The organism is Phenylobacterium haematophilum, assembly GCF_014196295.1.
GTDB classification, from domain to species: Bacteria; Pseudomonadota; Alphaproteobacteria; order Caulobacterales; family Caulobacteraceae; genus Phenylobacterium; species Phenylobacterium haematophilum.
Genome location: NZ_JACIDK010000001.1, coordinates 1,145,601 through 1,155,432, shown reverse-complemented (window position 1 = coordinate 1,155,432; position 9,832 = coordinate 1,145,601). Strand labels below are relative to the sequence as shown.

At 66.8% G+C, this 9,832-nt stretch carries 13 protein-coding genes and 1 tRNA gene; 10 read left to right on the top strand and 4 right to left on the bottom strand.

Annotation, left to right across the window (positions count from 1 at the left end; all coding sequences use genetic code 11):
- The 3 genes from GGQ61_RS05775 to GGQ61_RS05765 all read left to right on the top strand — a co-directional run.
- On the top strand, nucleotides 1–165 hold a 165-nt coding region (locus GGQ61_RS05775; protein WP_281372635.1), incomplete at its 5' end, for a carboxyl transferase domain-containing protein.
- Nucleotides 166–255: 90 nt separating this feature from the next.
- Nucleotides 256–1,086, top strand: coding sequence for a BON domain-containing protein (locus GGQ61_RS05770; protein ID WP_221220832.1), 831 nt, complete (start codon nucleotides 256–258; stop codon nucleotides 1,084–1,086).
- 42 nt (nucleotides 1,087–1,128) lie between these two features.
- A complete protein-coding gene (locus GGQ61_RS05765) occupies nucleotides 1,129–1,944 on the top strand; it encodes an aminoglycoside phosphotransferase family protein (RefSeq protein WP_183770522.1) in 816 nt (271 codons plus the stop codon).
- On the opposite strand, the gene GGQ61_RS05760 is transcribed toward GGQ61_RS05765, so the two are convergent.
- Together GGQ61_RS05760 and msrB are read right to left on the bottom strand one after the other, a co-directional pair.
- Nucleotides 1,941–2,912, bottom strand: coding sequence for an SDR family NAD(P)-dependent oxidoreductase (locus GGQ61_RS05760; RefSeq protein WP_183770520.1), 972 nt, complete (start codon nucleotides 2,910–2,912; stop codon nucleotides 1,941–1,943). The genes GGQ61_RS05765 and GGQ61_RS05760 overlap by 4 nt on opposite strands.
- Before the next feature lie 95 nt (nucleotides 2,913–3,007).
- Nucleotides 3,008–3,502, bottom strand: a complete 495-nt coding sequence (gene msrB / locus GGQ61_RS05755; RefSeq protein ID WP_425500963.1) for a peptide-methionine (R)-S-oxide reductase MsrB — start codon at nucleotides 3,500–3,502, stop codon at nucleotides 3,008–3,010.
- A gap of 56 nt (nucleotides 3,503–3,558) precedes the next feature.
- Between msrB and GGQ61_RS05750 the strand changes: the two genes are divergently transcribed.
- Both GGQ61_RS05750 and GGQ61_RS05745 read left to right on the top strand, forming a co-directional pair.
- On the top strand, nucleotides 3,559–3,879 hold the full coding sequence (locus GGQ61_RS05750) for a heavy metal-binding domain-containing protein (protein WP_183770516.1): 321 nt from the start codon (nucleotides 3,559–3,561) through the stop codon (nucleotides 3,877–3,879).
- 17 nt (nucleotides 3,880–3,896) lie between these two features.
- Nucleotides 3,897–4,301, top strand: coding sequence for a DUF805 domain-containing protein (locus GGQ61_RS05745; RefSeq protein WP_183770514.1), 405 nt, complete (start codon nucleotides 3,897–3,899; stop codon nucleotides 4,299–4,301).
- On the opposite strand, the gene lipB is transcribed toward GGQ61_RS05745, so the two are convergent.
- Complete coding sequence (gene lipB, locus GGQ61_RS05740) at nucleotides 4,298–5,023, bottom strand: lipoyl(octanoyl) transferase LipB (protein WP_183770513.1); 726 nt, start codon at nucleotides 5,021–5,023, stop codon at nucleotides 4,298–4,300. The genes GGQ61_RS05745 and lipB overlap by 4 nt on opposite strands.
- 50 nt (nucleotides 5,024–5,073) lie before the next feature.
- On the opposite strand from lipB, the gene GGQ61_RS05735 reads away from it, so the two are divergent.
- The 5 genes from GGQ61_RS05735 (at nucleotide 5,074) to GGQ61_RS05715 (ending at nucleotide 8,774) form a co-directional block, all read left to right on the top strand.
- The gene (locus GGQ61_RS05735; RefSeq protein ID WP_183770511.1) at nucleotides 5,074–5,355 is read left to right on the top strand and encodes a FliM/FliN family flagellar motor switch protein; all 282 of its coding nucleotides are present in this window, start codon (nucleotides 5,074–5,076) and stop codon (nucleotides 5,353–5,355) included.
- A gap of 48 nt (nucleotides 5,356–5,403) precedes the next feature.
- Nucleotides 5,404–5,488, top strand: a tRNA-Leu gene (locus tag GGQ61_RS05730).
- 61 nt (nucleotides 5,489–5,549) lie between these two features.
- Complete coding sequence (mgtE, locus tag GGQ61_RS05725; protein WP_183770509.1) at nucleotides 5,550–6,980, top strand: magnesium transporter; 1,431 nt, start codon at nucleotides 5,550–5,552, stop codon at nucleotides 6,978–6,980.
- A gap of 67 nt (nucleotides 6,981–7,047) precedes the next feature.
- The gene (locus GGQ61_RS05720; protein ID WP_183770507.1) at nucleotides 7,048–8,313 is read left to right on the top strand and encodes a lysozyme; all 1,266 of its coding nucleotides are present in this window, start codon (nucleotides 7,048–7,050) and stop codon (nucleotides 8,311–8,313) included.
- 146 nt (nucleotides 8,314–8,459) lie between these two features.
- Entirely contained in the window at nucleotides 8,460–8,774 is a 315-nt protein-coding gene (locus GGQ61_RS05715) for a DUF3574 domain-containing protein (protein ID WP_183770506.1), read from the top strand.
- Here GGQ61_RS05715 and GGQ61_RS05710 read toward each other — a convergent pair.
- Nucleotides 8,771–9,577, bottom strand: coding sequence for a helix-turn-helix transcriptional regulator (locus GGQ61_RS05710; RefSeq protein WP_183770504.1), 807 nt, complete (start codon nucleotides 9,575–9,577; stop codon nucleotides 8,771–8,773). The two genes, GGQ61_RS05715 and GGQ61_RS05710, sit on opposite strands and share 4 nt — an antisense overlap.
- Between the last annotated feature and the right edge of the window lie 255 nt (nucleotides 9,578–9,832).

Here is a 9,832-nt window from a genome sequence, read left to right as displayed (position 1 = left end):
TACAAGCAGCGCTTCGCCAATCCGTTCGTCGCCGCTTCCCGCGGCTACATCGACGATGTCATCATGCCGCACTCCACTCGCCGGCGCATCGCCAACGCGCTGAAGAACCTCCAGGGAAAGCAACTCGCCAACCCCTGGAAGAAACACGACAACATTCCGCTGTAGAGCCAAGCTTGGCGTGAAATCTGGCCGGAACCGGCGCCGCGATCCCTCGTTGTCGCTCGCATGACGCAACGACAACCAGGGAGAACGACCATGTCCGACCGATGGATGGATGAGCGCGAGGAACTGGAACGGCTGGACCGTGAACGCGGGTATGGGCGCTATCGTCGGCACGAGCGCGACGACCGTTACGACCGCGGGCTATACGGCGATCGCAGTTTCCAGCCGCGCGGACGTGAGCATGTCTTCGGCGAGCGCGAGAGCGGCGTGGACTACACCAGTCCGCGCGATTCATCAGACTACGCCTACGAGGCGCGAATGGCCCGGCGGGCGCGGCGCGCCTATTCAGACTATGATCGCCGTCCTGACTATCGGGACGACGAGCGGGCGATCACCCGGGGAGGCGCCTATGCCTATGGATCGCCGCGTCATCGCGACGACCGCTATGGCGATGAGCGCTGGCGGGATGAACGCGCCTATCGCGTCGCCTATGGCGACCGACATCCCGACCACATTGGCCACTACGAAGACGAGCCGGACCGCCGCAGCTTCTGGGAACGGGCCGGCGACCGCGTCGCTTCGTGGCTCGGGGAGGGCGACCATCGCGGGCGGGGACCCAGCGGCTACAAGCGCACCGACACGCGGATCAGCGAAGAGGCGCATGAGCGGCTGACCGACGATCCGTGGCTCGACGCCAGCGCGATCACCGTGACGGTCGAGGGCGGCGAGGTGACCCTGTCGGGCCAGGTGCTCGAACGCGAGGCCAAGCACCGGGCCGAGCGGTTGATCGAGGACATGGCCGGCGTGACCCATGTCCAAAACAACCTGCGGGTACGGCGCAACGACCCGATCACCGGATCGGGAACCGGCTTTGGCGACGCCGCCAACGCTGAGCAGATGCGGGCGGCGGGTCGAAAGAACTAGCTGCGCCCTGGCCCCGTCGCGCCCGCGCCCTACATTGACGGCGTGACGGCGCCATCCTTTCAATCCTGGCTCGACCGTTGGGACCTTGTTCCCGACGGCGAGGCATTCACGACCGAGTACACGGGAAGCTGGCTGTTGCCCGTGCGCCAAGGCCGGCGGGCTGCGATCCTGAAGCTCGCCTATGCGCCCGAGGAGATCGCCGGCGGCGCGCTGATGCAGTGGTGGGCCGGGCAGGGCGCCGCCGAAGTGCTGGCGCGGGAGGGACCGGCCCTATTGTTGGAGCGCGCGGAAGGGCCGCGTTCGTTGATCCGCATGTCTCGCGGCGACGAGGATGACGCGGCCACGGCGATCATCTGTGACGCCGTGCAGGTGCTGCATGCGCCGCGGCGAACGCCTCCGCCCGACACGCTGGTTCCGTTGGATGTCTGGTTCGCCGCGCTGGGGCCGGGTGCGGACAGGCATGGCGGCGTGCTCGTCAGGGCGCACGAGACTGCGCAGGCGCTGCTGGCGGAGCCGCGCGATGTCGTGGCGCTGCACGGCGACGTTCACCACGGCAACGTCCTCGACTTTGGTGCGAAGGGCTGGCTGGCGATCGATCCGAAGGGCGTGCTGGGCGAGCGCGGCTACGACTACGCCAACCCGTTCTGCAATCCAGACACGGCGACGGCGCTCATCCCTGGCCGGCTCGACCGCTACCTTGCCATCGTCACTGAGAAGACCGGCCAGGATCCGCGCCGGTTGCTGATGTGGATCCTGGCCTACAGCGGACTATCAGCGGCCTGGATCCTTGATGACGGGGATCCGGCGCAGTTCGACAGTTCGATCGTCGAGATGTCGGCTGCGCGGCTCTACGGCTAGCCGCCGATCCGCCAGCCGACCTCGCGGGCGAAGTCGGTGAAGAACTCCGGCTCGTAGGCACGTTCGGGATCCTTGCGCACCCATTGGTCCAAGGCATGGGCGTCGTCGCCGACCAGGATCCGCCAGCGTTCATCGCGTACGCCGTCGAGGATCACCCTTGCGGCGGCGGCGGCTGTCATCGGGGCGTCTTCAAGGAAGCTGCGCGCCATCTCGGCGGACATCGCTTGGATTGCGGCGTCTGGGACAGACGCCGCGTCCATGCCCGCCGCGGTCAGTCGTGCACGGGCCTGGGCAAGTTCATCGGCGCTCATGTCGTCGGAATCGACGCCGGCCTGAACCTTGCGCGAGTTGGCGATGATCGAGGTGCCTATATGGCCCGGCATCACGACCGAGCACTTGATATGTGGGGCGTGGATCCGCAGGTCGGTGACCAGCGCCTCGGTGAAGCCTTTCACCGCGAACTTCGCCGCGGCGTAGGCGGTGTGCGAGGTATTCGGCCCGATAGTCGCCCAGAAGCCGTTGACGCTGGAGGTGTTGACGATGTGGCCCTCGTCCGCGGCCATCAGCATCGGCAGAAAGGTGCGGACCCCAAGATAGACGCCGCCCCAGCAGACGTTGAAGGTCTTCTCCCAGGAGGCGCGGCTGTCGGCGATCATGCTGCCGCCGCCGGCGATGCCGGCGTTGTTGAACAGCAGGTGAATCCTGTCGGTCTGCTGCTGCTCGGCCAGTTCCTCGCGGAACGCGATCAGCGCAGCTTCGAGCGAGACGTCGGCGATGTGGGTGGTGACCTTGGCGCCCTGAGGCTTGCCGTCGGCCTCGATGAGACGGACGGTCTCGTCCATGGCCTTGGCCGAGACGTCGCACATGGCGACGTTGCAGCCTTCTGCGGCGAGTTGGCGGGCCAGTTCGCGGCCCATACCCGTTCCGCCGCCGGTGATCACGGCGGTCTTACCTGCGAAATCCTTCACGGCGTCGCCTCCCTGGCGTTGTTCGGGAGGAGCCTAGCGCGCTTTCCGTGTGGTCCGCCAACTGGTCAGGCTGGGGTGAAGCCGGCGCCCGGAGATCAGGCTTTCGCGCCGGCCAGGACGGCGTTGTCGCCGCGGTGCAGCGGGTCGCGGAGCGGCTCGCCGTTGGCGACAAACTCCAGCGAGACCGAGTTGATGCAGTAGCGCAGCCGGGTCGGCGGCGGGCCGTCGGGGAACACATGGCCCTGGTGGCTGTCGCAGCGGGCGCAGCGGGTTTCAATGCGGATCATGCCGTAACTGACGTCGCGAACGCCGATTACGTGCGCCTCGTCGTAGGGGGCGAAGAAGCTGGGCCAGCCTGTGCCGCTCTCGAACTTGGTCTTGGCCTGGAACAGCGGCAGCGCGCAGAGGCGGCAACAGTAGACGCCGTCCTCCTTGTTATCGAGCAGGCCGCCGCAGAACGGGGCCTCGGTGCCATGATGCAGCAGGACATCCGCCTCTTCACTTGAGAGCCCGGCCTCAAGCGCGGCGCGCTCGTCGGCGGTCGGGGGGGTGAGGTCGAAACCGGAAGGGGAGGCGGCTGGCGTGCTCATGTTGGTCAATCTAAGGTCGCCGGGCCATTAGCGAAAGTGCATCGCCAGGAGCCGCCATGATCACAAGCACCACGCCCCACATCGCCGAACGCGAAATCGCCCGCACCGTCGGCGTCGTCAGCGGCGAGGCGATCATCGGCGCGCACATCTTCCGCGACCTGTTCGCCGGCATCACCAACATCATCGGCGGTCGGGCCGGGGGCTATGAGAAGGCCTTGCGGGAGGCCCGCGACATCGCCATCCGCGAGATGTGCGACGAGGCGGCCAAGCTGGGCGCCGACGCCGTGGTCGGGGTCGACCTGGACTATGAGGCGTTGGGTGTCGACAACGGCATGCTCATGGTCACCGCGGCCGGCACCGCCGTGAAGTTGCGCTAGAGACGCCTGGAGGGGGCATGAACGGCCAGACCGACTGGGGTGCGCTGCTGCTCTCCGCGCAAGGGCGGATCGCCCGTGCGCCATTCCTGATCGCAGCGGCGACCCTGCTGGGCCTGGTTGCGGTCTACGAAGCGGTGGTCGGTGTCACCTTGCACTGGCTGACTGGATGGTTCGTCTATCCGGCGCTGATCTACGCCGGCGCCTGCGTGCTCTCCAAGCGGCTGCACGACCGCGGCAAGTCGGGATGGTGGGCGGCGCTGATCCTTTTCGCACTGGTGGCGGTATGGCCCCAGCCGATCGGCTTCTTCGACTTCCTGTTCGGCCTCGCCCTGGTCTGGGCGGCGGTCGAGCTGGGCGTGATGGGCAGCGAGATGGGCGCCAACCGCTTCGGACCCAACCCATTGCGGCCGCTCGGCGCCTAGATCGGCGGCAGACCTTCCTCTACCTCGCCGAACACCAGGCGGAAACTCGCGCGCAAGGCGTCGTCGGCTTCGTCCATGGTCACCGGCAGACCCAGGTCCACCAGGCTGGTGACCCCGTGCTCGGTTTGGCCGCAAGGCACGATGCCCGAGAAGTGGCTGAGGTCGGGTTCGACGTTCAGCGAAACGCCATGGAACGAGACCCAGCGGCGCAGCTTCACGCCGATGGCGGCGATCTTGTCCTCCCGAATCGGCGCGCCCGGCGCTTTGCGCTCCACCCAGACCCCGACGCGACCGTCGCGAATCTCTCCCTCGACGTTGAAGCGGGCCAAGGCGCCGATGACCCAGGCCTCGAGGCTGGCGACGAAGGCGCGCACGTCGCGGCGGCGCTTCGTCAGGTCGAGCATCACATAGGCCACCCGTTGGCCGGGGCCATGATAGGTAAACTGCCCGCCACGGCCGCTGGCGAAGACCGGAAAGCGATTCGGCTCCAGCAAGTCAGTGTCCTTGGCCGATACGCCCGCTGTGTAGAGCGGAGGATGCTCCAACAGCCAGATTAGCTCGCCGGCCGTTCCGTCGGCGATGGCCGCGGCGCGCGCCTCCATCGCCGCAACGGCTTCAGGGTACGGGACGGGGGTGCGCGACACCGCCCACTGCGTGGGCAAGCCGTCGTCGCGGCCGAATATCGGCGCGTCCGGCGAGAGGTTTAACGAGCGGTCAAGCATGTTGGACCCAATGTGGTGACAGGGTAGGGCGCGTCAAAGCCCGTCCCGCGATGTGTCTAGTATTTCAAAGGCTTTGCGTCTTGGGTCAGGTCAACGAGGTCAACGTCGAAATATCGGTCCTGCTGGGCCGGTCGACCCTGCCGATGCAGCAGCTTCTGCGCATGGGCCGCGGCGCGGTGATCCCGCTGGACGCGGGGGTGAACGAGGAAGTCTGGATCCTGGCGAACAACCATCCGGTCGCTCGCGGGGAGATCCAGATCAACGAAGACCGCATCTCGATCGCCGTTACACGTGCGGCAGATGTGTATGACTTCATGGCAGGCGGTCAGTAGGGCTTCACAAAGCTGCGGGGGTTTGCTACCTGCCGCGCCTCACCACGAGCGGTCGTGGCGGAATTGGTAGACGCGCAGCGTTGAGGTCGCTGTGGGGCAACCCGTGGAAGTTCGAGTCTTCTCGACCGCACCAGTGAATCAGGGTCTTCAAAAGCGACTGAGCACATCTTCGTCCGACGCCTAGGGAGGTCCGCATGAGCCGCGAAACGGCCGACCTGTCCGAAGCTGCCGACAAGATTGCTCCAGAGCTCGAAGAAGACCTCGAAGACCTCGCCCTAGGCGAGGACTACGCGCTAAATCCCGAATTCGTGGCGATGGTGGTGGACGCCGCCGACCGCGGCGACGCCGAGCGGTTGCGCGAACTGCTGGGCGCGCTGCACCCGGCCGACGTCGCCGACCTGATGGGATTTCTGTCGGCCGAGTACCGCGACGAGGTGCTGGCCCACCTGGCGCCCGAGGCGCTGGCCGAGATTCTCTCCGAACTCGACACCGAGATTCGCGAGGAGGTGCTGGAGACGGTGTCGCCGGCCACTCTCGCCAAGGTGCTCGAGGAACTCGACTCCGACGATGCGGCAGACGTCGTCGACGACCTGGAGGACGACAAGCGGGTCCAGGTGCTTGCGGCTATGCCGGAGACCGAACGGGCCGCCATCGAGACCTCGCTGTCCTACGAGGATGAGACCGCCGGCCGCATCATGCAGCGCGAGGTCGTCGCCGCCCCCCAGTTCTGGACCGTCGGTCAGACCATCGACCACTTCCGCCGGGAAGCCGACGACCTGCCCGAGCTGTTCTTCGACGTCTATGTCGTCGACCCGAGCTACAAGCCGGTTGGCGCTGCGCCGGTCAGCCATCTGTTGCGCGCGCCGCGCAGTACGCCGCTCGCGCAGATCATGGAGCCGGTGACGGAAATTCCGGTCGGAATGGACCAGGAAGAGGTCGCCTACATTTTCGACAAGTATCACCTGATCTCGGCGCCTGTAGTGGAGCCGGGCGGGCGGCTGGTGGGCCAGATCACCGTCGATGACATTGTCGGCGTCATCCAGGAAGAGAGCGAGGAGGATATCCTCGCCTTGGCCGGGGTGTCCGACGCCGGTCGAAACGCCGACGTCTTGGACATCATCCGAGCGCGCCTGCCGTGGCTGGCCCTCAACACCGTGACGGCGGCCCTGGCGGCCAGCGTGATCCGCGCCTTCGAGGGCGAGATCGCCAAGCTGGTCACCCTGGCGGTGCTGATGCCGATCGTGGCCTCGCTGGGCGGCAACGCCGGCACCCAGGCCCTGGCCGTCGCCGTGCGCGCGCTGGCCAGCAAGGAACTGTCCTCGGTGAACGCCTATCGGACGGTTTTCCGGGAGATGGCGGTGGGCCTGGCCAACGGCGCGGCGCTGGCCGCGGTGACCGGCGGCGTGATCTATTTCCTGTTCCGCGACCTGATGCTGAGCGTCACGTTTGGCCTCGCACTTATCATAAACCTGTTCGTCGCCTCGCTGGCCGGGGTGCTCGCGCCTCTGGTGCTCGAGCGGATGGGCCGCGACCCCGCGGTTTCATCCTCAGTTTTCGTGACTTTCGCCACGGACTTCACAGGTTTCTTCGCCTTCCTGGGCCTCGCCGCAGTGATCCTGCTGTAACCGGCCTCTATCTTGCCGACTAAGCCCTGGGCGCATGCGCCCATGTGTCAGGATGGGTCAATCGGCCATGAAACCGCGTAACCAGGTGTCGAGATCGGCGATCGAGCTGATCAAGCGCTTCGAAGGCTATCGCCGGAAATCCGCCCAGCTGCCCGATGGGCGCTGGACCATTGGTCATGGCCACACCCAGACGGCCCGCGAGGGCGCCGAAGTCTCGGAACAGGACGCCGAGGCGCTGCTGCTCTACGACCTGATCGCCGTTTCGCACTCGATCAACGAGTGGGTGTTCACGCCCCTCAATCAGAACCAGTTCGACGCCCTGACGGCGTTCGCTTTCAATATCGGGCTTGAGAACTTCCGGCGCTCGTCGGTGCTGCGCCGGCTGAACGAAGGCAGCCTTATCCAAGCCGCCTGCGCGATGGAGCTCTGGCGCAAGGCCGAGTTCGATGGCGAGTCCATCGTCGTCGACGCCCTCGTCCGTCGGCGTTCAGCTGAGAAGACTCTATTCCTGACGCCGGTGAACGGCTGGATTCCGGCGCCGTCGCCGGTGGTGCGGCCTACTATCGACCTCGACGCCATGGGCGTCGTACCGCGCCAGACGCCGACGGCGCTGAACACCCCCATGGTCGGTCCGAAGGTTATCGTCGAACGTGACGAGGCCCAGCAGGAGCGGCCGGCTGGCGCTGTCCTGGAGGACGAACAGCAGAGCCCTGCCGCCGCCGCGGCCGCGTCGGTGTCTTCGCGGCTCTCGAGCATTTTCAGCGAACCGCTGCAGACGGGGCCTGTCGTCGAACCGGCGCATCGGCTCGTCATCGACGAGCCGGGACCTGTGAGCGGCTCGTTTCCGCAGCCTGCCGTCGAGCCGGCTTTCGTGCTCACGCCGGCGGAGGAGGAAGAGTTCGCATCGCCCGAGACCTATGATGCGCCGAAACTTGCGCTGGTGGCGGCCAACGAGTCCGAACCTGCCGCCGAGCCGAGCCTGATCGAGGAACCGGTCGTTGAGGCTGCGCCGGAGGTCGAGGCCACGCTGGAGCCGCAAGCGCCCCAATTCGAGCTTCCAGTCAGCGACGCCATTCCGGCAGCCCGGCGCCCGGGCCTGGGCCCGGCCGTCGGGTTGGCTGGCGCGGGCGTGGCGCTGTTTGGCGGTTGCCTGTTCTGGGCGCTGAATATGCCGCAGCCGCAGACCGTCGGGGCGATCAACCCCGGCACGGTGGTCTGGCTGGCGGGGATCGCCGGCGTGGGGCTGATCGGTGTGGCGGTCTATATGATCCTCGACCGGCTGGGCCGTCCCGACGTCGAACACGTGGACGCCGTTCTCGAGCGCGACGAATAGCCACGGACCCGTTCCGCCTTAGCCGCGACGCGTGCTAACCATGACACATGAAGCGCGTCGTTACCCTCTCGGCAGCCATCAGCGTTCTGGCGCTCGGAGGCTGCGCCAGTCTGATGGGGCCTAGCTGCCCCGCCGGGCAGGAGCCGATGCGCACGGCTCAGCTCTTCTTCGGCCAGAACATCGGCGGCAAACCCGGCGTTTCCGAGGCTGATTTTCGGAAGTTCGTGGACGAGGAACTGACGCCTCGGTTCCCCAGCGGCTTGACCGTGCTCGAGGGCGGCGGCCAGTGGAAGGGCGATGAGAACAAGCTCATCCGCGAGGCGTCCAAGGTTGTGGTCCTGGTCCTGCCCAACGGCATCGAAGCCAATCTGAAGCTCAACGCCGCGCGCAAGGCTTACAAAGCGCGGTTCAACCAGGAATCCGTGCTGCTGGTGACCCAGCCGGCCTGCGTGGACTTCTAGCCCGGCAGGTCGTCGGCCAGGGCGCGCAGCGCCTGACCCGTCTCCGCGTCGGCGGGAAAGAACGTCTCCAGCGTCAGTTCCGACACCGTCACGTCGACCGGCGTGCCGAAGACGGTGGTCGTCGAGAAGAACGACAGCAGGCCCGCGGGCGTCTGCAGTCGGAATGGGATGGCGACGCCCCCGAACTCGTCCGACGGCTTGCGCGGCGGCTGGCCGCCTGGGATCGGATAGGCCTTCAGTTCGGTCAGCAAGTTCGCGAGTCCCGGGTCGGCGGTCAGATCCACCTCGCGGCGCAGGCGGTCAAGCAGGTGGGCGCGCCATTCGTGCAGATTGGAGATCCGCGGCGCCAGACCTTCGGGATGCAGGGTCAGCCGCAGGACATTGAGCGGCGCATCCAGCAGATGCGGCGAGACCCCGGCCATCATCGGCGCGATCATCCGGTTGGCGCTGACCAGGTTCCAGCCGCGATCGACGACGAGGGCGGGATAGGGCTCGTGCCCGGCTAGGATGACGTCGACGGCCCTGCGCGCCGCGGCGAGGGCAGGGTCGTCCAACGAGCGTTGCGGGAAGACCGGCGCGAAGCCGGCGGCGACCAGGATCGTATTGCGTTCGCGCAACGGGATCTCAAGGTGCTCGGCTAGGCGCAGCACCATGTCCCGGCTGGGCTGGGCGCGGCCGGTTTCGAGGAAGCTGAGGTGGCGGGTGGATATCTCGGCATCGAGGGCCAGGTCGAGCTGGCTGAGCCGGCGGCGCTGTCGCCATTGACGAAGGTGGTCGCCCACCGCGGTTGCTGTCGCGATCATGAGCGCAAGACTAGCGGGGCCGGAGCGCGGGCTCCATGACCTGCCAGGTAATGGGCGGACCTTTCTGGGCCCAGAAAGACAAAGGGCCGGTTCCCTTTCGAGAACCGGCCCTTCCATTGTCGGACCGCAGTGCGGCCCGCAACTCGGCGCTTACTTGGAGACCTCGTAAGCGGCGACCCGGGTCGCGGCTTCCACACTCGGATGAGGACAATGAGACACTGGGTCACCTCCTTTCAGCTGTTGAACAGGACCTTT

Coding starts and splice junctions, on each gene's coding strand:
- GGQ61_RS05770 (WP_221220832.1), top strand. CDS start 256: ATGTCCGACCGATGGATGGATGAGCGCGAGGAACTGGAACGGCTGGAC.
- GGQ61_RS05750 (WP_183770516.1), top strand. CDS start 3,559: ATGATCACAAGCACCACGCCCCACATCGCCGAACGCGAAATCGCCCGC.
- GGQ61_RS05710 (WP_183770504.1), bottom strand. CDS start 9,577: ATGATCGCGACAGCAACCGCGGTGGGCGACCACCTTCGTCAATGGCGA.
- GGQ61_RS05715 (WP_183770506.1), top strand. CDS start 8,460: ATGCGCACGGCTCAGCTCTTCTTCGGCCAGAACATCGGCGGCAAACCC.
- GGQ61_RS05720 (WP_183770507.1), top strand. CDS start 7,048: ATGAAACCGCGTAACCAGGTGTCGAGATCGGCGATCGAGCTGATCAAG.
- GGQ61_RS05735 (WP_183770511.1), top strand. CDS start 5,074: ATGTGTCTAGTATTTCAAAGGCTTTGCGTCTTGGGTCAGGTCAACGAG.
- mgtE (WP_183770509.1), top strand. CDS start 5,550: ATGAGCCGCGAAACGGCCGACCTGTCCGAAGCTGCCGACAAGATTGCT.
- msrB (WP_425500963.1), bottom strand. CDS start 3,502: ATGAGCACGCCAGCCGCCTCCCCTTCCGGTTTCGACCTCACCCCCCCG.
- GGQ61_RS05745 (WP_183770514.1), top strand. CDS start 3,897: ATGAACGGCCAGACCGACTGGGGTGCGCTGCTGCTCTCCGCGCAAGGG.
- lipB (WP_183770513.1), bottom strand. CDS start 5,023: ATGCTTGACCGCTCGTTAAACCTCTCGCCGGACGCGCCGATATTCGGC.